Origin of the sequence: Tsukamurella spumae (assembly GCF_012396015.1) — a bacterium.
Taxonomy (GTDB): domain Bacteria; phylum Actinomycetota; class Actinomycetes; order Mycobacteriales; family Mycobacteriaceae; genus Tsukamurella; species Tsukamurella spumae.
The window spans coordinates 47,915-70,433 of record NZ_JAAXOQ010000016.1 but is presented as its reverse complement, the minus strand read 5'-3'; the positions used below and the strand labels follow the sequence as shown (position 1 = coordinate 70,433).

Below are 22,519 nucleotides of genomic sequence, written 5' to 3'. Positions count from 1 at the left end.
GAACGTCTTCGGACAGGACCACGCGATCGAGTCGATCTTCAAGACCCTCTCCGTCGTGCAGGCGGGCCTCACCGACAAGACGCGCCCGCTGGCGAGTCACCTGCTCGTCGGCCCCACGGGTACCGGCAAGACGGAGATCGTTCGGCAACTCGCCTCCGCGCTGCGGACCGGCCCGGACGACTTCTGCCAGGTGGACATGTCCGCGATGGCGCAGGAGCACTACGCGGCGTCCTTCGCCGGTGCGCCACCGGGCTATTCGGGCTCCAAGGAGGGGCTGAGCGTCTTCGACCGGGACCGGATCGAGGGCACGGTCTCGATGCCGGGGATCGTGCTCTTCGACGAGGTCGAGAAGGCGCACACGACGGTGCTGCGGGCACTGCTGCACGTCCTCGACCGGGGGCAGCTGACCCTCGCGAACGGCCAGCAGCGCTACGACTTCCGCAACTGCCTGGTGTTCATGACCTCCAACCTCGGCAGCCGCGAGCTGAGGGCCGAGCAGGAGCGCGCGTGGCACCGCGCCGGGCGGTCGGTGACCCGGGTCCTCCCGGCGGCGGCGTCCGAGCGCGTGGACCGGATCCTCGAGGGGCGCCTGGACCGCATCTCGGAGCAGTCGATCGCGCGTTTCTTCGACCCCGAGTTCCTCAACCGGATCGACGAGGTCACGCTCTTCGAGGAGCTCTCCGGCGACACCGCGCTGGCCGTCGCACGGCACGAGCTCGATCAGTTCGCCGAGCGGGCGCGCAAGCGCGGGGTCGACCTGAGCATCGACGACGCGGTCGCGAAGCACCTGGTGGACACCGGTTTCGATCCGGTCTACGGCGCGCGGTCGGTGCGCCGTGCCATTCGGCACGAGGCCTGGCCGGTCGTCGCGGAGGCGGTCATCGCCCACCGCGCCGCCCGCATGGCGGACACCACGAGCAGGATCGGTGCGGTCCTCGAGGTCGACGGTGCCGCGGTGTCCTGCCGGGTGACGGGGGCCGCGTAGCGGCCGTCGGATCCGACCCCGTCAGATCCGACGCTGGAGCGCCTCGGCCGCCTGGAGCAGATCCGCTGCCCAGCGCGCGCCGGGGCGCCGCCCCATGCGATCGATCGGGCCGGACACCGAGATCGCCGCGACCACCTCACCGCGGGAGTTGCGCACGGGCGCGGAGACGCTGGCGACACCGCTCTCGCGCTCGCCGGCGCTCTGCGCCCATCCCCGCTTGCGGACGTCCGCGAGGGTGCGCGCGCTGAACGACGGTTCGGTGCGCGGATCGCCCCAGGCGGCCAACACCTTCGCGCCCGACCCCGCCGTCATCGGCAGCCGCGTGCCGACGGGCACCGTGTCCCGCAGGCCGGAGGGCGGCTCGGCGGCCGCGATGCACACGCGGTGATCGCCCTCGCGGCGGTAGAGCTGCACCGATTCCCCGGTGATCTCCCGGAGCCGCGGCAGCACCATGGCCGCGGTATCGATCAGCGCGTCGGCGGTGCTGGCCGCCAGCTCCCGGAGCGCGGATCCGGGGCGCCACAGGCCGTCCCCGTCCCTGGTGAGCAATCCGTGCAGTTCGAGTCCCACGGCCAGACGGTGCGCGGTGGCCCGCGGGAGGCCGGTGCGGCCGCACAGGTCGGCCAGCGTCGCGGGCTCCGCGGCAGCGGCGCGCAGCACGGCCACCGACTTGTCCAGCACGCCGATGCCGCTCACCGGGGTGAGAGTTTCGGGGGCGTCGGTCGGTGCGGTATCCTGTCCCATAGTTCGATACTAGGCTCTCGCATGGTGGGATTCAACGCGCAGCCCGCGCTCACCGTCGGGGCCCGATCATGGAGCAGGTGGGAATGATGCAGCCGCGGACAATGGCAGAGAAGGTCTGGGACCAGCACGTCGTCGTCAAGGGGGAGGGCGAGGGCGCATCGCGCGAGCCCGATCTCATCTACATCGACCTGCACCTCGTGCACGAGGTGACCAGCCCTCAGGCCTTCGACGGCCTGCGTCTCAACGGTCGTCCGGTACGCCGCCCGGACCTCACCATCGCGACCGAGGATCACAACGTGCCCACGGACACGCTGGTCCAGCCGATCGCCGACGAGGTCTCGCGCACGCAGGTCGAGACCCTGCGCCGCAACTGCGCCGAATTCGGTGTGCGCCTGCACTCGATGGGCGACGGTGAGCAGGGCATCGTCCACGTCATGGGCCCGCAGCTGGGCCTGACTCAGCCGGGGATGACGGTGGTGTGCGGCGACAGTCACACCTCCACGCACGGCGCCTTCGGCGCGATCGCCATGGGCATCGGCACCTCCGAGGTCGAGCACGTGCTCGCCACGCAGACCCTGCCGCTCAAGCCCTTCAAGACGATGGCGATCAATGTCAGCGGCGAGTTGCCGCCGGGCGTCACCTCGAAGGACCTGATCCTCGCCATCATCGCCAAGATCGGCACCGGCGGTGGTCAGGGCTACGTCCTGGAGTACCGCGGCAGCGCCATCGAGAAGCTGTCGATGGAAGCGCGGATGACCATCTGCAACATGTCGATCGAGGCGGGCGCCCGGGCCGGCCTGATCGCGCCCGACCGGATCACCTACGACTACCTCAAGGGCCGTCAGCACGCGCCGAAGGGTGCCGAATGGGACGCGGCGATCGAGGCGTGGGACGCCCTGCGCACCGACGAGGGCGCCGTTTTCGACGCCGAGGTCGACATCGACGGCAGCGCCCTGACCCCGTTCGTCACCTGGGGCACCAACCCCGGCCAGGGTGCGCCCCTGAGCGCCTCGGTCCCCGACCCCGAGTCCTTCGGCTCGGACGGGGAGAAGGAGACGGCGGCGAAGGCCCTGCAGTACATGGGCCTCGAGGCCGGTACGCCACTGCGCGACATCGCGGTCGACGCGGTCTTCGTCGGATCGTGCACCAACGGCCGGATCGAGGACCTGCGGGCCGTGGCCGAGGTGCTGCGCGGTCGCAAGGTCGCGGACGGCGTGCGAATGCTGGTGGTGCCGGGCTCCATGCGGGTGCGCGCGCAGGCCGAGGAGGAGGGGCTGGGGCAGGTCTTCCTCGACGCCGGCGCGGAGTGGCGCCAGGCGGGTTGCTCGATGTGCCTGGGCATGAACCCGGACCAGCTCGCGGCCGGCGAGCGGTCGGCGTCCACGTCGAACCGGAACTTCGAGGGTCGCCAGGGCAAGGGCAGCCGCACGCACCTGGTCTCGCCGGTCGTGGCCGCAGCGACCGCCGTTCGCGGCACCCTGTCCGCCCCGGCCGATCTGGCCCCCGTCGCCGGCGCGTAGCGCCCGCCCGCAGTTCAAGGAGAACGAGCATGGAAGCCATCGTCACCCACACCGGCATCGGCGTGCCGCTGCGCCGCACCAATGTCGACACCGACCAGATCATTCCCGCGGTCTACCTCAAGCGCGTGACCAGGACCGGATTCGAGGACGGCCTGTTCTCGGCCTGGCGCACCGATCCGAACTTCATTCTCAACATCCCGCCGTACGACCGCGGTTCGGTCCTGGTGGCGGGCCCGGACTTCGGTACCGGCAGCTCCCGCGAGCACGCGGTCTGGGCGCTGATGGATTACGGCTTCCGGGTCGTCATCTCGTCGCGGTTCGCCGACATCTTCCGGGGGAACTCGGGCAAGGCCGGCCTCGTCGCCGCCCTCGTCGAGCAGGAGAACGTCGAGTTGCTCTGGAAGGCCCTCGAGAACGAGCCGGGCCTGGAGATCACCGTCGACCTCGAGGACCGGACGGTCACCGCCGGGGACTTGGTCGTCCCCTTCACGATCGATGACCCGGTCCGACACCGCCTGATGGCCGGTCTGGACGACATCGGCATCACTCTGCAGCAGGCCGGCGCGATCACTGCGTTCGAAAACCGTAGGCCCGCATACAAACCCGTGACGATCTAGCTTCTCGAGCGGCCCGCGGCGGTACCGGATCGAACCGGTGCCGCCGCTTGTCTTTCCGACACACCCGCCATCAAAAATGGCGTGGCTCTTGGACTGAATGCAATTGTACGTTTACGGTGTCCCTAGTTGGCTCACGGTGAGCCACCGACCGCAGAGGGAAGTTGTTCATGAACAAGGCAGAACTGATCGAAGAGCTCACCGAGAAGCTGGGCACCGACCGCCGCGCCGCCGGCGCAGCCGTCGAGGCGATCGTCGACACGATCGTCCGTGCCGTGCACGCGGGTGAGTCCGTCACCATCACCGGGTTCGGCGTTTTCGAGCAGCGCAGGCGCGCCGCCCGGGTGGCCCGCAACCCGCGCACGGGCGAGACCGTCAAGGTCAAGCCCACCTCCGTCCCCGCGTTCCGCCCCGGTGCGCAGTTCAAGGCCGTCATCTCGGGTTCGGCCAAGCTGCCGTCCTCGGGCCCGGCCGTGCGGCGCAGCTCCGCGACCGCGACCAAGACCACGGCCGCGAAGAAGACCGCCGCGAAGAAGACGACCGCCAAGGCCGCCGCGACCAAGGCGACGGCGAAGAAGGCTCCGGCCAAGACGACCGCCGCGACCAAGGCGACGGCGAAGAAGGCTCCGGCCAAGACGACCGCCGCCACCAAGACCGCGACCAAGGCGGCCGCCAAGAAGGCTCCGGCCAAGACCACGGCCGCGAAGAAGACCGCGACCAAGGCGCCCGCCAAGAAGGCTCCGGCCAAGACGACCGCCGCGAAGAAGACCGCGACCAAGGCGCCCGCCAAGAAGGCTCCGGCCAAGACGACCGCCGCGAAGAAGACCGCGACCAAGGCGCCCGCCAAGAAGGCTCCGGCCAAGAAGGCACCCGCCAAGAAGGCCGCGAAGAAGTAACCCGCGCGTTTGCTCGACGGCGCCGGCCCGCAGTGTTCACCACTGCGGGCCGGCGCCGTAGATCTGCCGGTACGCCCGCGCGAAGTCCCTTCTGCCGACCAGCCGCCACAGCACGCGCGCCGGCAACGGCAACTGCGCCATGAGCAGGTCCCGCTGCTCCCGCGTCGCCGACTGGAGCATGAATCCCAGGAACACGAGACGCCGTTCCTTCGGGATCGATGCATTCCCTCGATCGGCCAGGGCCCGCCATTCGTCGGCGCTCATCACCTCGCGCACGATCGGCAGGACGTACCGCTCCTCGTCCGACAGGTGCTCGGCGAGGGACTCGTTCAGGTCGCGCAGCGTCGCCGCCAGGGTCCTGCCCTCCGTGCGCCCACCGGACTCCCTGAACGCGGCCCCCTCCCGGTGGCAGCCCGTCACCAGGTCGGCGATGCGGCTGTGCTGTTCCTCCATCCTCAGGACGAGGGATCTGTCCTGCGGGGCCCTGCTCGCCAGCAGCGGCCACATCAGCTCGTCCTCGCCGACGTGGTGGTGATGCAGGCCGGTGAGCAGTTCGGTGAGCCAATCGACCAGGTCGGCGGCGCGCGATCGATCGCCGTCCGGCACAGCGGATACGAGGCCGGGCAGGGCCGCGAGGTGGGTGCGGAAGACGGTGTGGACGATGACCATCTCCTCGGTCTGCGGGCGGTTCTCCGTCGTCGTCATGGGGACTCCTTCTCGGTCGGTGCGATTGCCTGCCGACGATCGCCCTCGTGGCTTGTAGGGCACTTGGAAGGCCTATCCCGCGGCGGGCCGCGGCACCTACACTGAGCACCGTTATGGTGCAGATCCGGGTACTGGGGCCACTGGAGGCCTTCGATCGGCGGGGTCGGATCGAGCTCGGCGGCCCCAAGCAGCGCGCCGTGCTCGCCCTCCTGTTGATCGCACGCGGCCGGGTGGTATCGGTCGACAGGCTCATCGACGATCTGTGGCACGGGGAGCCCCCGCGCCGCGCGCTGGCGGCGCTGCAGGCCTACGTCTCCAACCTCCGGCGGCTGCTCGAGCCCGAGCGGGCGCCGCGGGCGCCGGCACAGATCCTCGTGAGTCGAGCGCCCGGATACGCGATCCGCCTCGACGCCGCACAGGTGGACGCGTGGCGGTTCGAATCCGTGCTGGAGGAATCCGGTTCGAGCGCGGAGCCGGTCGCGGCGCGCCGCCTCCTCGACGAGGCTCTCGCGCTGTGGAGCGGTCCGGCGTACGCCGAGTTCGCAGCGTCGTCCTGGGCCACCGTCGAGATCGGACGGCTCCTGGAACTGCACGCCGTCGCCCGGGTGCGGCAGGCCGAGGCCGCCCTGCGGTGCGGTGACGCCACGGGCGCGGTGCTCCTCGCCGACTCCCTCCGGCGCGATCACCCGCTCCGGGAGGACGCGTGGCGGATCCTGGCCCACGCGTTGTACGTCGCCGGGCGACAGGGGGAGTCGCTCGCCGTGCTGCGGGAGGCACGCGCCGTGCTCGCCGACGAGCTCGGTCTGGATCCGGGACCGGCGCTCGCCGCCCTGGAGGCCGACATCCTCGCCCAGCGGATTCCCGTCGACCTGATCCGGCGGCCCCTCACCACGCCCGAGAGCCCGCAGGCCGCACCCCCGCCCGGCGGACTGCTGGGGCGGGCGGCGGAGGTCGCCGCGATCGTCGACGCGGCCGAGACCGTCCGCACCGCACGCGAGCCCGGGCTGTGTCTGGTCACCGGGGAGGCGGGAGACGGGAAGTCAGCGCTCCTGGGACATGTCGCGCGCGTCCTCCGGGCCCGCGGCTGGGAGGTGGTCACGGGCCGTTGCCCCGAGGCCGAGGGCGCTCCTCCGGCATGGGCGTGGAGCCAGGTGCTCGGGGCCCTGGGGGAACGCGGCGAGGAGGGCCGCTGTCGTGCGCTCGTCGACCGGCTCGCGGGGGCCGAGCCGGCGGGGCCGACGGGCGCGGAGCAGTCCGCCGAGATGTCGCGGTTCCTCCTCCACCAGGACGTCGTCGACGCCCTGTGCACGGCCGCGGCGAGGGGACCCGTCGCGATCCTCCTCGACGACCTGCACCGCGCGGAGTCCGAGACCCTCAACCTCCTGATCGAGGTCGCGGCGGCGGTTCCCGTCCTGGTGGTCGGTGCGTACCGCCCCGACGAGGTCGGCCGTCACCTCGAGATCGCGCTCGGGTCCCTCGCCGTTGGGCACCCGCTCCGACTCCGGCTGCCGGGCCTCGCCCTCGACGACGCCACCGCGCTCGTCGCCGAGTTCGCGCACACGGCACCGTCGCCCGACACGATGCGACGGCTGCTCGAGCGGACGGGGGGAAATCCCTTCCATCTCAAGGAGAGCGCGCGCCTGCTGCGCAGCGAGGGCGAGCTCGTCGCGCTCTCGGCGGTCCCCGCCGGCGTGCGGGACGTGCTGCGCCGGCGCCTGATGCGTCTGCCCGATGTCGCGGTCTCCGTGCTCCGGCTCGCAGCCCTGGTCGGCCGCACGGCGGATCTCGACGTGCTCGTCCGGGCGGCGGAGGTGGAGGAGGAGGTCGTGTTCGACGGTCTCGACGCCGGCCAGCTCGCGGGCCTGTTGGAGGTGGACGCGACCACGGTGAGCTTCACCCATGTGCTGGTGCGGGACACCCTCATCGCGGACCTACCGCGCCTGCGCAGGGTGCGGTGGCACCGTCGGATCGCCCGGGCGTTGGAGGAGGTCGAGCCCTCGGCGGTGGCGGCCATCGCCCACCACCTCGGTGCCGCCCTCGGCGCCGACAACGCCGCCGAGGCACTGCGATACGCGCTCGCCGCCGCCGATCTCGCGGACGCGGGGTTCGCCCATGACATCGCCGCGGAGAATCTGCGCGCCGCGGAGCGCGCGTACCTCCGGATCCCGGGGTACGCCGACCGGGACCGGATCGCCCACCTGTGCAGGCTCAGCCGGACACTGCTCGCGGACGGGCGGCTCGAGGAGGCCCGCGAGACGCGGCTGCGGGCGGTGCGGCTCGCGCGGGGCTCCGACACGGAGATGCTCGATGCCGCGATCACCGCATGGGACCTGCCGACGCCGTTGATCACCCGCCGGTACGGCTCCGTCGACACGGAGATCGTCGATGCGGTGCGCGAGCGGCTCGAGCAGGCTGAACTGCCCCCGGACGTGCGATGCCGCCTCCTCGTCGTCCTGATCGAGGAGGTGTACGGCGAGCAGGACGAGGTCGCGACCGAGGCGGCGCGGGAGGTGCTCGAACTGTCCGCGGCGGTGGGTGATCCGCTCGTGCGCGGACTGGCGCTGGTGGCCTATCTGACCCTTCCGCGCCCCCTCACCCCGCCCGCGGAACGGGCCGAACTGGCGGACGAGCTGATCGGCCTCGGGGAGTCGGCCAATCGCGAGGTGTTCGGGCTCATCGGGCATTTCACGCACGTGCAGGCCGCGGGTGCAGTGGGGGCGTTGGACGAGGCGCGGGCTCACCTCGAGGAGATGGACCGGCTGGTGGGCATGTTCCGCTGGGGGCAGGCGATCGCCTCCGACCTGTTGATCCACGCGATGCTCGCGCATGCGGGCGGACGCTTCGCCGAGGCGGCGGAGCACTACCGGGAGGCGGGCGACGTGTTCGCCCGCCAGCGGATCGCGGACGGCGCGGGGATGATCGCGCTCGCGCAGTTCAGCGTCCGGCTCTCACTGGGGGACGTCGCGGAGTTCGTGGAGGTCCTCGGAGCGATCGACTCGTCCGCGGGGGACGTCCTGTGCGATCCGGTCGCACTGGCGCTGCTGTCGGCGGGTCGGCGATCCGAGGCGGTGCGGGTGCGGCGCGCGGTTCGCCCGGTGCGGCGGGACTTCTTCCACTCCCTGCTGCTGACCACGCGGGGCATCGCGGTCGCGGCGATCGGCGGCCAGGACGAGGTGGCCGACGTCTACGACGAACTCCTGCGCTACCGCGGCGAACTCGGCGGTGCAGACACGGGCTGTTACGTGGTCGGCCCCGTCGACACGGTCCTCGGCGATCTCGCGGCGCGACTCGGCGGATCGGAGCGCGCCGCCGATCACTACCGCGCGGCGGTGCAACTGGCGGAGCGCTGCGGGAACGAGGTGTGGGCGCGGGCCGCGCGCAACCGGCTCCAAGAGTTCTCCTAGCGGGCCGGCGCACCGTCGGACCATGACCTCGACGAACCTCGTACACCGTCTCTCAGCTGTGCTCGTCGCCCTCGCGACCGCATCGTCCGTGGCCGCCTGCGGCCTCAACATCTCGGCCGGCGACGCCACGCCGGCGCACCCCTCCGCATCGTCGGCCGCCGTGGTCCCCGGTGCCGAGACGACGATCGCCGACTACCTCCGCGACGCCGGCATCACCGAGACTCCCGTGCACGTCGACGACGCGTCGGCGCCGACGATCCAGCTGCCGACCCTGCCGGACTGGGTGGACGCGACGGAACAGGCCGGCGAGAACACCTATGCCGCTGTCAAGTACACGGGCGTCGCCGCCACGGACTACACGCCGAACGTCGTGGTCCTGCTCTCGCGGCTCACGGGGCGCGCGATCGATCACGATGCGCTCCTCGCCGTCGCGCCCGGGGAGGTGCGCAACCTGGCCGGATACGCACCGCACGGTTCGCCGCGGAAGGAGCTGTTGGCGGGGCACCGCGCGTACAAGATCGCTGCGACCTACGACCTGGACGGCATGCCCGCCGTCGTCGGACAGTCCACGGTGGTGATCGCCGGGCGCGACGCGACCTATGTCGCGCAGATCAGCGTGACGGGGGCACGGTCGCAGGAGCCGATCGTCCAGGCCACCGTCCAGACGATCGACCGGGACCTACGTATTCGCGTGTAGTGGCAGCGGACTGTCGATGTGGTCCATGGTCAGCAGGCGGCCGCCCGACGTGGTCAGCACCCAGACGCTCGCCTTGCGGTTGCGCGCGGGCGGCAGCCGGACACCGTCGGCCCCGGCCCACCACGCGGTGAGCTCCGGGATGACCCCGCCCTGACTGCACACGACCGGCACGGTGCCCGATTCCTCACCGGCCCGTGCGATCTCGCGGATCCGACGGTGCGCGGCCACGGGATCGCGCGCGTACGCGGTCTCCGACACCGTCGGCTCCAGGGCGAGGGGAAGGCCGGTCTCGGCCGCCAGGGGCTCGAGGGTCTGCGTGCACCGCACCGGGGGAGCGGAGAGCAGCCGGCCCGGGCCGAAGGCGCTCAGGAGATCCACGAGCGCCTCGGCCTGGGCCCGGCCGTTCCCGTCGAGCGGGCGCGCGAGGTCGTCGCCCTGGTAGCCCTGTTTCCGTCCGGCCTTGGCGTGCCGGACGATCAGCATCGTCGCCGTCGAATCGGGTTGCTTGCCGAAGGCGCGCAGGATCCGCTTGTCCATCGGGTAGGTCAGCAGTGCGGTGCCGGCCTTCACGGAGAGCCAGCGCAGCTCGTCCGTCTCCTCGTTCGGTGCGAACTCGCCGGACCCGGCGAGCGCCGACCAGTAGGACACGCGCTTGCGCGCCGTCGCTCCGCCCGGACCGTGCCGGCCGCGCCGCGGCACGTCGTAGGACACCTGGCCGATCCGACGGACGAAGCGCGCCGAGAAGCCGGTCTCCTCGACCACCTCGCGCAGTCCGCCCACGACGCAGTTCTCGTCGGGTTCGACATGGCCCTTGGGGAGCGACCAGTCGTCGTAGCGGGGCCGGTGCACCACGGCGACCTCGGCACCGTCGGGGCCGTGCCGCCACAGCACACCCCCGGCGGCGCGGACGACGGCCCCGTCGCCCTTGCCGGTCACCGCTGGCTCGCGCGATGCACGCGCATGAGTTCCCGCTGATGGTCGCGCACCGTCTCGCCCGGGACGGGGGACGCGTTCCAGTTGCCGTCCGCGTCGAGCACCCAGCACCGGGTGGCCGGGTCGAGTGCGGACTCGAACATGTCGGCCAGCTGCCGGGTGAGCCGCGGATCCTTGACCTGCGCCATCACCTCGACCCGCCGATCGAGGTTGCGGTGCATCATGTCCGCGCTGCCGATCCAGTACTCGTCCGCGCCGCGGAAGTGCAGGATCCGGGAGTGCTCGAGGAACTGGCCGAGGATCGACCGGACGGTGATGTTCTCGCTGACCCCGGGCATCCCCGGGCGCAGCGCACAGATGCCGCGGACCACGACCTCGACGGGCACTCCCGCCTGGCTCGCGCGGTAGAGCGCGTCGATGATCTGCTCGTCGACGACCGCGTTCGCCTTGAGCTGCACGCCCGAGGGCTTCCCGGCACGGTGCAGCTGGATCTCCCGGTCGATCCGGTCGACGATGCCCGACCGGATGCCGTGCGGCGCCACCATGAGGTTGCGGTACTCCTCCTTGCGGGAGTAGCCGGTGAGCCGGTTGAACAGGTCCGTCAGATCCGCGCCCAGGTCGGGATCGGCGGTGAACAGGCCCACGTCCTCGTACAGTCGCGCCGTCTTCGGGTTGTAGTTGCCGGTACCGATGTGGCAGTAGCGGCGGATGGTCGCGCCCTCGCGCCGGACCACCAGGCAGGTCTTGCAGTGGGTCTTGAGCCCGACGAGGCCGTACACCACGTGCACCCCGGCCTGCTCCAGCTTGCGGGCCCACTTGATGTTGGCCTGCTCGTCGAAGCGCGCCTTGATCTCCACCAGCGCCACGACCTGTTTACCGGCCTCGGCCGCGTCGATGAGGGCGTCGACGATCGGCGAGTCGCCGGAGGTGCGGTACAGCGTCTGCTTGATCGCCAGCACCTGCGGATCGGCGGCGGCCTGCTCGATGAACCGCTGCACGCTCGTGGAGAACGAGTCGTACGGATGGTGCACCAGGACATCGCCCTCGCGCAGCGTGGAGAAGACGCTCTTGGGCGTCTCGCGCTCGCCGAAGGCCGGGTGCGTCACCGGGACGTAGGGCTTCTCCTTGAGGTCCGGCCGGTCCACGCCGTACAGCTCGAAGAGGCAGTTCAGGTCGAGGAGGCCGGGAACGGTGATGACGTCCGCGGGATCGACGTCCATCTCGCGCAGCAGCAGCTCCAGCATGTGCTCGGACATGTCCTCGGCCACCTCGAGCCGGACCGGCGAGCCGAACCGGCGGCGCGCCAGTTCCCGCTCGAGCGCCTGCAGCAGATCCTCGTCGCGGTCCTCCTCGACCTCGAAGTCGGCGTTGCGGGTGATCCGGAATACGTGGTGCTCGGTCACCGACATCCCCGGGAACAGGACATCGAGGTGGGCGGAGATGAGGTCCTCCAGGGGGAGCACCGCGTAGTCCATCTGCTCGGACCGCACCGGGACCAGTCGATCCACGTTGTCGGGAACCTTGACCCGGGCGAAATGCTCGCCGCCGGTGGCGGTGTCGTGCACCGCGACGGCCAGGTTCAGGGACAGGCCCGAGATGTACGGGAACGGATGCGCAGGGTCGACCGCCAGCGGGGTGAGCACCGGGAAGACCTGGTTGTGGAAGTAGGCGGTGAGCCGCTCGCGCTCGTCCGCCGCCAGCTCCGACCAGCTCAGCACCGAGATCCCGCGCGCCGCCAGCTCGGGCCGCACGGCGTCACTGAACACCAGCGCGTGCTTGTGCGAGAGCTCCTGGGTGCGACGCGAGATCATCCGGAGCTGCTCGCGGGGCGAGAGCCCGTCCGCGGACCGCACCGACAGGCCCATCTGGTCGCGCCGCTTGAGGCCCGCCACGCGAACCATGAAGAACTCGTCCAGGTTCGAGGCGAAGATCGCGAGGAACTTCGCGCGCTCGAGCAGCGGCAGCGAGGAATCCTCGGCCATCGCCAGCACGCGGGCGTTGAAGTCGAGCCAGCTCAGTTCGCGGTTGAGGTAGCGATCCTCGGGGAGGTCGCTGGTCACCTCCACCGGCGCGGCGGGCGGCGCGGTCGGGATCGCCGTGATCCGGCCCGGGAGGGGCGTGGAGCTCTCGGTGGCGACGGTCCCCGGAGCGCCGGTCGGTTCGGGGGCGGGGGCGGAAGGCTCGGTGGTCACCGCTCCATTCTGGCGCATGGACCGCACGAGTTCGACGCGATGTCCGGATCGGCCGCGGCGAGCGCCGCCGCGGTGTGCTCGCCCACCACGAGCGCGCCGGCGAGATCCTCCGGGGTGTCCACGTCGGTGCGCAGACCGGGCCAGGGCCCGGCATGTGCGACGGCGCCCCCGGCCCGGTGCGCCGCAGCCGAATCGACACCGAACGCCGGGCGCAGCGGCGTGCCCGCGGGCGCGTACAGCGCGGCGGTGCCGGTTCCCGCGTGATCCGGCACGAACGCGCGGCGGCCGTCCGCCGCGGCGAGGAACGCGCCCAGCTCACCGGCGGTGATGCCGGGCAGGTCCGCCTGCAGCGCGAGCACGGCCACGGCACCGTCGTACCGGGCGACCGCGGCGGCCGCCCCCGCGGCGAGTGCGGCGTTGAGCCCGCCCGGCCGCGGCTCGTCGAGGGCGTACGCCCCCGCCTCGGCGGCGGCCGCGCGGACCACGGGATCGGGCGACACGACGTGGACGGCGGCGACCGCGGGCACGGCGCGCGCCGCGGCCAGCGTGTCGCGGAGCATCGCCAGGACGAGCCCGGGAACCGCCTCCCGCCGGCCCCCGCCGGGCGCGGCGAACCGGGTCTTCGCGGTGTCGAGGGACTTCACGGCGGTCACCACCACCACGGCAGGGGGCGCGTCGGCGCCGCGGAGTGCGGTCATGACCACCAATCTAGGCGTGTGGAACCGACGGTGCCGCGCTTGGTCGGGCGATACGCTCTCCTGCGATGCCCACGTCCGCCGGTGTGGGTGCTGGCGCGATGCGAGGAGTTGGGGTGCGATGGTCGACGTTGCGGTGATGGGAGCGGGCTCGTTCGGCACCGCGATGGCGAAGGTGTTCGCGGAGGCGACTCGGCCGGAACCGCACCGGGTCACGATGTGGTGCCGCCGGCAGGAGGTCGCCGACCAGATCAACACCACGCGCATCAACGCCCAGTACCTGCCCGAGGGCGTGCTCCCCGAGAACCTCTCCGCCACCCACGATCCCGCGGAGGCGATGCGCGGCGCGGGGCTCGTGGTGCTGGCCGTGCCGTCGCAGACGCTGCGTGCGAACCTCCAGGACTGGGGTCACCTCATCCCACCGGACATCACCGTGGTCAACCTGGCCAAGGGCATCGAGATCGGCACGCTGGACCGGATGAGCGAGGTGGTCGTCGACGCCGCGGGCATCGACCGCGACCGCCTGGCCGTGCTGACGGGGCCGAACTTCGCCAAGGAGATCGCCAAGCGCCAGCCCACGCTCGCCGTGGTCGCCTCCGACAACGCCGAGCGCGCCTCCCGCACGCAGTACCTGGCACGCACGGACTACTTCCGCCCCTACACCAGCGACGACGTCGTGGGCTGCGAGATCGGCGGCGCCACCAAGAATGTCATCGCTCTGGTCTGCGGCATCGCCTCCGGCATCAACCTGGGCGAGAACTCCCGGGCCGCGATCATCACGCGCGGCCTCGCGGAGACGCTGCGCCTGGGCACGGCCCTCGGGGCGCAGCCGCTGACCCTGGCCGGCCTGGCCGGCGTCGGCGACCTGGTGGCCACGTGCAGTTCGCCCCAGTCGCGCAACTTCAGCTTCGGTGCGCGCCTGGGCCAGGGCATGACCGTCGAGCAGGCGCAGGCCGCCGCGCACGGGCAGGTGGCCGAGGGCGCCAAGTCGTGCATCTCCATCGCCGATCTGGCCCGCCGGGTGGGGGTCGAAATGCCGCTCACGGAGGCCGTGCGGGCCGTCTGCTACGACGGGGTCCCCGTCTCCCGGGCGATGGACGACCTCCTCAACCGCGATGTCGGGGGCGAGTGGCGTCCCCGGGGCGAGGAGTAGCCGTGCCTTCCGGGGCGATCGCGCGAGCCGGTGATCGCGTGGCCCTCGGCACGGCCGCCACGTAAGGTGGGCGACCGTGACGGAGCGAATCAGGGTGGCAGTGGTGTTCGGCGGGCGCAGCAGTGAGCATGCGGTCTCGTGCGTGTCGGCGGGCAGCATCCTCGCGCACCTCGATCCCGAGCGCTACCAGGTGATCCCCGTCGGTATCACCCGTGCCGGCGCGTGGGTGCTCTCCGACGGCGACGCGCAGGCCCTGCGGTTCTCCGATCGCGCGCTCCCGAGCGTGGCGGACGGTCCCACCGACCTGGCGCTGTTGCCCGGCGCGGAGCTCGTCTCGGTGCACGCCGATAGCGCGGGTGAGCTCCTGGGCACCGTCGATGTCGTCTTCCCCGTGCTGCACGGCCCCTACGGCGAGGACGGCACCCTGCAGGGGCTGCTGGAGATGGTCGGCGTGCCCTATGTGGGCGCCGGCGTCCTCGCCTCCGCGGCGGGCATGGACAAGGAGTTCGCGAAGAAGCTGCTCGCGGCCGACGGACTGCCGGTCGGCGACTTCCACGTGCTCCGTCAGCGCGAGACCGAGGTCCCCTCGGACGTGCTGCACCGCCTGGGACTGCCGCTCTTCGTCAAGCCCGCGCGCGGCGGGTCGTCGATCGGCATCACCCGGGTCACCGATCTGACCGAGCTGCCCGCCGCGATTGCCGAGGCCCGGAAGTGGGATCCGAAGGTGATCATCGAGGCCGCGGTGATCGGCCGTGAGGTGGAGATCGGGGTGCTCGAACGGCCGGACGGCAGCGCCGCAGCGTCCGCCATCGCGGAGATCGAAATGGCGGCCGACGCCGAGCACTCGTTCTACGACTTCGAGACCAAGTACCTCGACGACCGCGCGCAGTACACGGTGCCCGCGAACCTCCCGGAGGAGCAGGCGGCGGTGATCCGCGACCTCGCGGTGCGCGCCTTCCACGCCTTCGACTGCCAGGGCCTGTCCCGCGTCGACTTCTTCCAGACCGCCGACGGCCCGGTCATCAACGAGGTCAACACGATGCCGGGCTTCACCTCGACGTCGATGTACCCGCGGATGTGGGCCGAGTCGGGCGTGGACTACGCCGAGCTGCTGACCGTGCTCATCGATACCGCGCTCGCCCGCGGCACGGGCCTGCGCTGAGGCTCACCGGCCGACGGCACGTCCCCCGGTCACTTCCCGAGATCGAGTGACGCCTGCCCCAGGTGCGCGCGGATCGCGTCCGAGGTCGCCTGCACGGCCGAGGTCCCGGCACCGTCGGGCACCCAGAGCGTGACATACGGGCGGTGGTCGACGGCGGTCCAGTAGGCGCCCCCATCGGGGGCGGGCGCGCCCGCGGGGACGGCCTGCAGCCACTGCACACCGTTGATGATCTGCAGTTTCGCCGTCGGGGTCAGCTCTGCGGGCCGGTCCGTGCCGCAGCGCAGCTCGACGGCGCCCGCCGTGTCCTTGGTCCAGCGGGCGAATCCGCTGGGATCCGTGGCGTCGGTGCGCCGGAAGCCGTCGAGATCGGCCGGGAGCGCGCCGAGCAGCGCGCCGCACGCCGCGTCGCCCGACGACGGTGCCGCGATCGACTTCAGGTGCCCGGCCTCCGCGGCGTCGCGGGCGTCGCCCTGCTTGTTCTGCGCCAGGATCAGGAAGGTGATGAAGCAGGCCAGGACCGCCACCGGCAGGGCCACGGCGGTGGCGAGGAAGGCCGGGCTCCTGCGCGTACGTGGGGTCGGGTCCTGCGCGCCCTCGGTGGTCGTGTCGTCTGCATCGCTCACGTCCGATACCGTAGCCGCGATGACATTTCAGGAGCCGGCGAGCCCTGCGCAGTCCCCGGCGCGCACCGCTGCGGCGCTGGGGGAGGACGGCGTGATCGCGCTGGCCGTGGCCGGTGTGCAGCCGGATCCCCGCGTGCTGGTGGGCCCGGGTGACGATGCCGCCGTCGTGACCGCCGCCGACGGCCGGACCGTGGTCTCGTCCGATGCGATCGTCGAGGGACGGCATTTCCGGTTCGAACTGACCACACCGGAGCACGTGGGGCGGCGCGCGATGGCGCAGAACGCCGCGGACATCGCGGCGATGGGCGCGGTGTGCACCGCGTTCACCGTGACCCTGGGGTGCCCGCCCGACACCGGCGCGGACGTGATCGCGGGCATCGCGCGCGGCACCACGCGCGGGGCGGCGGACGCCGGCGGCGCCGTCGCCGGGGGAGACGTGGTGCGCACCGATCAGGTGCTGCTCGCCGTGACCGTGCTCGGCGATCTGCAGGGCCGCGCGCCCGTACTGCTCTCGGGCGCCCGCCCGGGCGATCTGGTCGCGGTGTGCGGCACGCTCGGCCACTCCGCCGCGGGACTCGAGGTGCTGCTGGCGGGCATCGGCGGCCACGAGGGCCTCGCGGAGACCTACCGCTGCCCGGCGCCGCCGCTCGCCGCCGGTCCGCAGGCGGCCGCGGCCGGGGCCACCGCCCTCACGGACGTCTCCGACGGCCTGCTGCGCGACGCGCGGGCCCTCGCCACGGCCTCGGGCGTCGCGATCGAGCTCGACGGTGCGCGCCTGGCCCCCGATCCGGAGCTGCTGGCGTGCGCCCGCGCGCTGGACGCCGACGCGGATCGGTGGGTTCGCACCGGCGGCGAGGACCACGCCCTGCTCGCGACCTTCCCCGCGGGGACGGCCCTGCCGGACGGCTGGCGCGCGATCGGTACCGCGCTCGCGCCCGGGGCGCTGCCCGCGGGCACCGTCACCGTCGACGGCGACGCTGGACCCGTCGTGGGCGGCTGGAACACCTTCACCGAGAGCAGCGAGGAGAACGGGCGATGACGGCGCGACCCCTGACGGACACCGTCGAGGCCGGATGGGCGCAGGCCCTGGCCCCGGTCACGGAGGAGATCGCCGCGATGGGCGAGTTCCTGCGGGCGGAGAACGCGGAGGGGCACGGCTACCTGCCCGCCGGCGCGAACGTGCTGCGAGCCTTCCGGCAGCCCTTCGCGGACGTCCGGGTGCTCATCGTCGGCCAGGACCCGTACCCCACTCCGGGGCACGCGGTCGGGCTGTCCTTCTCGGTGGATCCGTCGGTGCGGCCGATCCCCCGGAGCCTGCAGAACATCTACCGCGAGTACTGCGAGGACCTGGATCTGCCGATGCCCGCGAACGGCGACCTCTCACCGTGGTCGCGGCAGGGCGTGCTGCTGCTGAACCGGGTGCTGACGGTGCGCCCGGGCGAGGCCGCCTCGCACCGCGGCAAGGGCTGGGAGAAGGTCACCGAGTGCGCGATCGACGCGCTGGTCGCGCGGGACGCACCGCTGGTCGTGATCCTCTGGGGCCGCGACGCGGCATCGCTCGGGCCGCGGCTGGGCGATGTGCCGCGGATCGAGTCGGCGCATCCGTCTCCGCTGTCCGCCTCGCGCGGCTTCTTCGGCTCGCGCCCCTTCTCGCGGGCGAACGAGGCGTTGGCCGGACTGGGTGCCGAGCCGATCGATTGGCGGCTGCCGCACCTCGCCGCGGCGCTCTGATCGGAGACGCCGAAGGCCCGCCACCTGCGACGGTGACGGGCCTCGGACGGAAAAAGCGCTACTCGCGTACTACCCGCGAACGACCTTGCCGGCCTTGATGCACGAGGTGCACACGTTCAGGCGACGGGTCTGGCCGGGCGCGACCTGGGCGCGCACGGTCTGGATGTTCGGGTTCCACCGGCGGTTGGTACGCCGATGCGAGTGCGAGACCGACTTACCGAAGCCGGGGCCCTTGTCGCAGACGTCGCAGACGGCAGCCATAGTCGTGTACTCCTCGCAATAGTTGAAAACCTGTGCTTCGCCCCGCCGGCCCTGAACATGTGGAACACACGCCCGGACGCGAGGCAACCCTGCAAGCATAGCCGAGGGCGTCGACGGAGCCAAACCGCTCTGCGGGCCCGTACCGGTCGGGCCCGCCCACTAGGCTTGCGGTCGTGACGGGACCGATGGTGGCGGACGGGCGCGTGGTGGTCGCGTGGCTCCAGCGCGCGGTCCTCGGCCTGGAACGCGCCGTGGACGAGATCAATGCGCTGAACGTGTTCCCCGTCGCCGATGCCGACACGGGGACGAACATGCTGGTCACCCTCCGTGCCGCGGCGCGCGCGGCGGAGGAGGCGGACCGCACGGAGGGGCCGCACGCGGTGGCCCGGGCCACGGTGGCCGGCGCGGTCGCCGGCGCCCGCGGCAACTCGGGCGTCATCGTCTCCCAGATCATGCGCGGGCTGGCGGGGCAGCTCGGCCCCGACGCGGACCTCACGGCGGAGGGGTTCGCGACCGGCCTGCGCCGGGGCACCGACCTCGTGACGACGGCCGTCGCCGACCCGATCGAGGGCACCATCCTCTCCGTCCTGCGGGCGGGGGCCGACGGTGCCGGGGCCGCCCTGGCGGGCGGGGCGGACCTGGCCGGCTGCGCGCGGGGCGCCGCGGACGCCGCGTTCGACGCGCTGCTGCGCACCCGCGATCAGCTGGCCGACAACGCCGCCGCGGGGGTCGTCGACGCCGGCGGCCGGGGGCTACTGGTGCTGCTCGACGCGCTCGTCGAGGTGACGGCCGGCGCCGCGCCCGAGCGCCCGCGGTTCAACCGGCGGACCGCACCGCACGTGCACGTCGGCGAGGGCGACGGGCACGCGCATCACCACGGCGAGGATCCGCCGCGCGGCCCGCACGCGGACTACGAGGTGATGTACCTGCTGCCCGACGCGACCGAGGCCACGGCGAATCGATTGCGGGCGGAACTGCAGGCCTTCGGCGACTCCGTCGTCGTGGTCGCGGCGGCGGATCCGGATCCGGTGGCCACCTGGTCGGTCCACACGCACACCACCGAGCCCGGCGCCGCGATCCAGACCGGCCTGCGGCACGGCAAGCTGCGCAGCATCGCCGTCAACGTCCTCCAGGAGGCGGGACAGGCCGAGACGCCGCTGCAGGCGCTGTTGGACGCGCCCCGGGCCATCGTCGCCCTCGTCTCCGGCGACGGTGCGGCGGAGCTGTTCGCGGGCGCGGGGGCCGAGGTGATCCGCTGCGATCAGGGCATGACGCACGCGGAGTTGCTCGCCGCGCTGCACCGCTTCGAGGGCCGCGAGGTCCTGCTCATGCCCAACGGCGCCCTGCCGACGCCGGAACTGCTGGCGGTCGCCGCCCGGTCCCGCGAGTCGGGGGTGCTCGTCACGCTGCTGCCCACCTCGTCGATGGTGCAGGCGATCGCGGCGCTCGCGGTGCACGAGCCCGCGGGACACGCCGCCGATGACACCTACTCGATGGCGGAGGCGGCGGCCGGGGCGCGCTGCGGCGCCGTCGTGGCGGTCACCGAGGACGCCCTGACGATCCTCGGTCCCTGCGGTCCCGGCGACTACCTGGGCATGGTCGGCGGCGAGGTGGTGGTGCTCGAGGAGGATCAGTACTCCGCCGGAGAGGCGCTCGCGGAGCTGCTGCTCGCAACGGGCGGCGACATGGTCACGGTGCTGCTCGGCGATGCGGGCGACGGCGACTTCCCCGATCGGGTGAGCGCGGCGCTGCGTCCGGACCGGCCCGAGGTCGAGGTGGTGGGCTACCGCGGCGGGCAGACCGCCAGCGTGATGGAGATCGGCGTCGAATGACCGCTGCGCGCGACCTGACCCTGCAGACGCCGCTGGCGCAGGCGCTCGATCCCGAGATCGCCGAGCTGGTCACCGCGGAGCTCGGCTTGGACACGGTCGGGGATCTGCTGCGGCACTTCCCGTTCCGGTACGAGGGCGGGGCCGTCGAGGACGACGGTACGCGGCGCTCCGAGCCCCGGATCGGCGACGACGTGGTGGTCATCGGCACCGTCACCGCCATCACGCCGCCCCGGGCGCATCACCGCGGCAAGAAGATGTTCAAGGTGCAGGTGGTCAACAAGGTCCGCGCCTACGACGTGACCTTCTTCAACTACCTGCCCAAGCCGATCCAGCCCGACCGCCAGCTGCTGCTGATCGGCAGGCTCGGCGAGTTCAACGGCAAGCTGCAGCTGACGCACCCGGAGTGGCTCGTGCTGCCGGACACGACGATCACCTCGGCGGAGGCGCTCGCCGCCAACGAGGCGGGCTCGACCAAGGCCGGTTCCAAGCGGCTCAAGTTCGCGGACCTGAGCCTGTTGATGCAGCCGACCGTGCCGATCTACCACGGCACCAAGAACATGCCCACGTGGCTGATCCTCTCGCTCGTCGACGCGGTGCTCAAGAGGCTCGCACCCGTGCCGGAGTCGCTGCCGACGGCGTTCCTCGCGCAGCACGGTCTGATGAGCCTGGACGACGCGGTGCGCGCGGCGCACAAGCCCGACGGGCGCGCGCAGTCGGAGGAGGCGAAGCGCCGGCTCGCGTTCGACGAGGCCGTCGCGATCGAGACGGCCCTGGCCCGCCGGGCGCACGACGTGGGCACCGTCGCCTCCCCGCCGCTGCACGCGCCCGACGGTCCGCTCCAGGTCGGGCTGCGCGAGCGACTGCCCTTCTCGCTCACCGACGGTCAGGAGGAGGTGCTCGCCGAGATCCTCGCGGACCTGGCGCGTGACCATCCGATGACCCGACTGCTGCAGGGCGAGGTGGGCTCGGGCAAGACGCTCGTGGCGTTGTTGGCGATGCTCGCCGCCGTCGACGCGGGGTATCAGGCGGTGCTGCTGGCGCCGACGGAGGTGCTCGCCACGCAGCACCTGCTCTCGATCTCGAAGATGCTGGGCGACCTCGCCGAGGCGGGACAGCTGGGCGCGGCCGACGCCGCCACCACGGTGACGCTCCTGACGGGATCCATGACGGTCAAGCAGCGGCGGGCGGCGCTGCTGCGCATCGTGACCGGCGAGGCGGGGATCGTCATCGGCACCCACGCGCTGTTGGAGGACACGGTCGAGTTCTTCCGGCTCGGCCTGGTGGTGGTCGACGAGCAGCACCGGTTCGGCGTGGAGCAGCGGGACCGGTTGCGGCGCAGGGGCACCGGAACCTCCGACGCGGACACGCCCGACGAGACGATGCCGCACCTGCTGGTGATGACGGCGACGCCGATCCCGCGCACCGTCGCGCTGGCGCAGTTCGGCGACATGGCCACCTCCGTGCTGCGCGAGCTGCCGCGCGGGCGGCAGCCGATCCAGACCTCCGTGGTCCCGGCGGACCGGGAGGCGTGGGTCGCTCGGGCGTGGGCCCGCGTCGACGAGGAGGTCCGCGCCGGGCGTCAGGTCTACGTGGTGTGTCCCCGCATCGGCGACGACGCGACAGGGGAACAGGCCAAGGCCGGTTTCACCGACGAGGACTACGATTTCGACCGCGTCGCCGAACCCGCCCCGAAGTCCGGCGGTCGGGGCGCCTCCCGCGCCGAGCCCGCCGAGGACGAGGACGCGAAGCAGAAGACCGTGTCGGCGATCGAGATGTACGACGAATTGGCCGCCGGGCCGCTCGGCGAGCACCGGATCGCGCTGCTGCACGGACGGTTGCCCGCCGAGGAGAAGGCCGAGATCATGGCCGCCTTCGCCGTGGGCGAGATCGACATCCTGGTGGCAACCACCGTGATCGAGGTCGGCGTCGATGTGGCGAACGCGACCACGATGGTGGTCCGCGACGCCGATCGGTTCGGCATCAGCCAGCTGCACCAGCTGCGCGGCCGGGTGGGCCGCGGCGGCCTGCCCGGGCTGTGCCTGCTCATCACCGCCAGCGGATCCGAGCGCACGCTGGGGCGGCTGAACGCGGTGGCCGACACCGTCGACGGCTTCGCCCTCGCCCAGCTCGACCTGGAGTACCGCGGCTTCGGCGACATCCTCGGCGTCGACCAGTCCGGGCTCGCGCGGCGCCTGAGCTTCCTGGACCTCGCGACCGACGGGGACGTGCTCGCCGCGGCGCGGGACCTCGCCTACGAGATCGTGGGCGAGGATCCGGAACTGGAGCGCCATCCCGCGCTGCGGGCGATGAACGAGGTGGTCCTCGGCGGCGAGCGCGGCGACTACCTCGACAAGGCCTAGCCGCCGCGCCGC

Annotated in this window: 19 protein-coding genes; 12 read left to right on the top strand and 7 right to left on the bottom strand. The window is 72.3% G+C overall.

Annotated elements, in window-relative coordinates:
* The first annotated feature begins 55 nt into the window (after nt 1–55).
* On the top strand, nt 56–985 hold the full coding sequence (locus HF999_RS13055) for an AAA family ATPase (protein ID WP_168546298.1): 930 nt from the start codon (nt 56–58) through the stop codon (nt 983–985).
* A 21-nt stretch (nt 986–1,006) separates the two neighbouring features.
* Here HF999_RS13055 and HF999_RS13050 read toward each other — a convergent pair whose 3' ends face one another.
* On the bottom strand, nt 1,007–1,729 hold the full coding sequence (locus HF999_RS13050) for an IclR family transcriptional regulator (protein ID WP_168546297.1): 723 nt from the start codon (nt 1,727–1,729) through the stop codon (nt 1,007–1,009).
* 86 nt (nt 1,730–1,815) lie between these two features.
* Here HF999_RS13050 and leuC point away from each other — a divergent pair, with 86 nt between their 5' ends.
* From leuC to HF999_RS13035, 3 genes are all read left to right on the top strand, one after another.
* A complete protein-coding gene (leuC, locus tag HF999_RS13045; protein ID WP_168546328.1) occupies nt 1,816–3,249 on the top strand; it encodes a 3-isopropylmalate dehydratase large subunit in 1,434 nt (477 codons plus the stop codon).
* 29 nt (nt 3,250–3,278) lie between these two features.
* Nucleotides 3,279–3,866, top strand: a complete 588-nt coding sequence (gene leuD / locus HF999_RS13040; protein WP_168546296.1) for a 3-isopropylmalate dehydratase small subunit — start codon at nt 3,279–3,281, stop codon at nt 3,864–3,866.
* Between the two features lie 167 nt (nt 3,867–4,033).
* Nucleotides 4,034–4,759 carry an HU family DNA-binding protein gene (locus HF999_RS13035; protein ID WP_168546295.1) on the top strand — a complete coding sequence of 242 codons (726 nt, stop codon included), beginning with the start codon at nt 4,034–4,036 and terminating at the stop codon, nt 4,757–4,759.
* Between the two features lie 36 nt (nt 4,760–4,795).
* On the opposite strand, the gene HF999_RS13030 is transcribed toward HF999_RS13035, so the two are convergent.
* On the bottom strand, nt 4,796–5,464 hold the full coding sequence (locus HF999_RS13030) for a hemerythrin domain-containing protein (RefSeq protein WP_246207747.1): 669 nt from the start codon (nt 5,462–5,464) through the stop codon (nt 4,796–4,798).
* A gap of 113 nt (nt 5,465–5,577) precedes the next feature.
* On the opposite strand from HF999_RS13030, the gene HF999_RS13025 reads away from it, so the two are divergent.
* Together HF999_RS13025 and HF999_RS13020 are read left to right on the top strand one after the other, a co-directional pair.
* Nucleotides 5,578–8,868 carry an ATP-binding protein gene (locus tag HF999_RS13025; RefSeq protein ID WP_168546294.1) on the top strand — a complete coding sequence of 1,097 codons (3,291 nt, stop codon included), beginning with the start codon at nt 5,578–5,580 and terminating at the stop codon, nt 8,866–8,868.
* Between the two features lie 22 nt (nt 8,869–8,890).
* Nucleotides 8,891–9,565, top strand: coding sequence for an LpqN/LpqT family lipoprotein (locus HF999_RS13020; RefSeq protein ID WP_168546293.1), 675 nt, complete (start codon nt 8,891–8,893; stop codon nt 9,563–9,565).
* Here the strand turns inward: HF999_RS13020 and HF999_RS13015 are convergent.
* Genes HF999_RS13015 through cofC form a run of 3 tightly spaced genes read right to left on the bottom strand, consistent with a single transcriptional unit; the run spans nt 9,548 to nt 13,388 of the window.
* On the bottom strand, nt 9,548–10,501 hold the full coding sequence (locus HF999_RS13015; RefSeq protein WP_168546292.1) for an NUDIX hydrolase: 954 nt from the start codon (nt 10,499–10,501) through the stop codon (nt 9,548–9,550). The two genes, HF999_RS13020 and HF999_RS13015, sit on opposite strands and share 18 nt — an antisense overlap.
* Nucleotides 10,498–12,708: an RNA degradosome polyphosphate kinase gene (locus HF999_RS13010; protein WP_168546291.1), complete on the bottom strand. Its 2,211-nt coding sequence runs from the start codon at nt 12,706–12,708 to the stop codon at nt 10,498–10,500. The genes HF999_RS13015 and HF999_RS13010 overlap by 4 nt, the downstream gene beginning before the upstream one ends.
* Nucleotides 12,687–13,388 carry a 2-phospho-L-lactate guanylyltransferase gene (gene cofC, locus HF999_RS13005; protein ID WP_168546290.1) on the bottom strand — a complete coding sequence of 234 codons (702 nt, stop codon included), beginning with the start codon at nt 13,386–13,388 and terminating at the stop codon, nt 12,687–12,689. Before cofC ends, HF999_RS13010 begins: the two co-directional genes overlap by 22 nt.
* 118 nt (nt 13,389–13,506) lie before the next feature.
* Here cofC and HF999_RS13000 point away from each other — a divergent pair, with 118 nt between their 5' ends.
* Together HF999_RS13000 and HF999_RS12995 are read left to right on the top strand one after the other, a co-directional pair.
* Nucleotides 13,507–14,538 (top strand): NAD(P)H-dependent glycerol-3-phosphate dehydrogenase, encoded by a 1,032-nt coding sequence (locus tag HF999_RS13000; protein ID WP_168546289.1) that lies wholly within the window; start codon nt 13,507–13,509, stop codon nt 14,536–14,538.
* 76 nt (nt 14,539–14,614) lie between these two features.
* Complete coding sequence (locus tag HF999_RS12995) at nt 14,615–15,700, top strand: D-alanine--D-alanine ligase family protein (protein ID WP_168546288.1); 1,086 nt, start codon at nt 14,615–14,617, stop codon at nt 15,698–15,700.
* Nucleotides 15,701–15,729: 29 nt separating this feature from the next.
* On the opposite strand, the gene HF999_RS12990 is transcribed toward HF999_RS12995, so the two are convergent.
* Nucleotides 15,730–16,323, bottom strand: coding sequence for a DUF3515 domain-containing protein (locus HF999_RS12990; protein ID WP_168546287.1), 594 nt, complete (start codon nt 16,321–16,323; stop codon nt 15,730–15,732).
* A 19-nt stretch (nt 16,324–16,342) separates the two neighbouring features.
* Here HF999_RS12990 and HF999_RS12985 point away from each other — a divergent pair, with 19 nt between their 5' ends.
* Entirely contained in the window at nt 16,343–17,362 is a 1,020-nt protein-coding gene (locus HF999_RS12985; protein ID WP_168546286.1) for a thiamine-phosphate kinase, read from the top strand.
* Nucleotides 17,359–18,054 (top strand): uracil-DNA glycosylase, encoded by a 696-nt coding sequence (locus tag HF999_RS12980; RefSeq protein WP_168546285.1) that lies wholly within the window; start codon nt 17,359–17,361, stop codon nt 18,052–18,054. Before HF999_RS12985 ends, HF999_RS12980 begins: the two co-directional genes overlap by 4 nt.
* Before the next feature lie 69 nt (nt 18,055–18,123).
* Here the strand turns inward: HF999_RS12980 and rpmB are convergent, their stop codons facing one another.
* Complete coding sequence (rpmB, locus tag HF999_RS12975) at nt 18,124–18,315, bottom strand: 50S ribosomal protein L28 (RefSeq protein ID WP_068521417.1); 192 nt, start codon at nt 18,313–18,315, stop codon at nt 18,124–18,126.
* Nucleotides 18,316–18,488: 173 nt separating this feature from the next.
* Between rpmB and HF999_RS12970 the strand changes: the two genes are divergently transcribed.
* Nucleotides 18,489–20,147 carry a fatty acid kinase ATP-binding subunit FakA gene (locus HF999_RS12970; protein WP_168546284.1) on the top strand — a complete coding sequence of 553 codons (1,659 nt, stop codon included), beginning with the start codon at nt 18,489–18,491 and terminating at the stop codon, nt 20,145–20,147.
* Complete coding sequence (locus tag HF999_RS12965; protein WP_168546283.1) at nt 20,144–22,507, top strand: ATP-dependent DNA helicase RecG; 2,364 nt, start codon at nt 20,144–20,146, stop codon at nt 22,505–22,507. The genes HF999_RS12970 and HF999_RS12965 overlap by 4 nt, the downstream gene beginning before the upstream one ends.
* Nucleotides 22,508–22,519: the final 12 nt, after the last annotated feature.

Coding starts and splice junctions, on each gene's coding strand:
- HF999_RS13050 (WP_168546297.1), bottom strand. CDS start 1,729: ATGGGACAGGATACCGCACCGACCGACGCCCCCGAAACTCTCACCCCG.
- leuC (WP_168546328.1), top strand. CDS start 1,816: ATGCAGCCGCGGACAATGGCAGAGAAGGTCTGGGACCAGCACGTCGTC.
- leuD (WP_168546296.1), top strand. CDS start 3,279: ATGGAAGCCATCGTCACCCACACCGGCATCGGCGTGCCGCTGCGCCGC.
- HF999_RS13035 (WP_168546295.1), top strand. CDS start 4,034: ATGAACAAGGCAGAACTGATCGAAGAGCTCACCGAGAAGCTGGGCACC.
- HF999_RS13030 (WP_246207747.1), bottom strand. CDS start 5,464: ATGACGACGACGGAGAACCGCCCGCAGACCGAGGAGATGGTCATCGTC.
- HF999_RS13025 (WP_168546294.1), top strand. CDS start 5,578: ATGGTGCAGATCCGGGTACTGGGGCCACTGGAGGCCTTCGATCGGCGG.
- HF999_RS13020 (WP_168546293.1), top strand. CDS start 8,891: ATGACCTCGACGAACCTCGTACACCGTCTCTCAGCTGTGCTCGTCGCC.
- HF999_RS13010 (WP_168546291.1), bottom strand. CDS start 12,708: ATGCGCCAGAATGGAGCGGTGACCACCGAGCCTTCCGCCCCCGCCCCC.
- cofC (WP_168546290.1), bottom strand. CDS start 13,388: ATGACCGCACTCCGCGGCGCCGACGCGCCCCCTGCCGTGGTGGTGGTG.
- HF999_RS13000 (WP_168546289.1), top strand. CDS start 13,507: ATGGTCGACGTTGCGGTGATGGGAGCGGGCTCGTTCGGCACCGCGATG.
- HF999_RS12985 (WP_168546286.1), top strand. CDS start 16,343: ATGACATTTCAGGAGCCGGCGAGCCCTGCGCAGTCCCCGGCGCGCACC.
- HF999_RS12980 (WP_168546285.1), top strand. CDS start 17,359: ATGACGGCGCGACCCCTGACGGACACCGTCGAGGCCGGATGGGCGCAG.
- rpmB (WP_068521417.1), bottom strand. CDS start 18,315: ATGGCTGCCGTCTGCGACGTCTGCGACAAGGGCCCCGGCTTCGGTAAG.
- HF999_RS12965 (WP_168546283.1), top strand. CDS start 20,144: ATGACCGCTGCGCGCGACCTGACCCTGCAGACGCCGCTGGCGCAGGCG.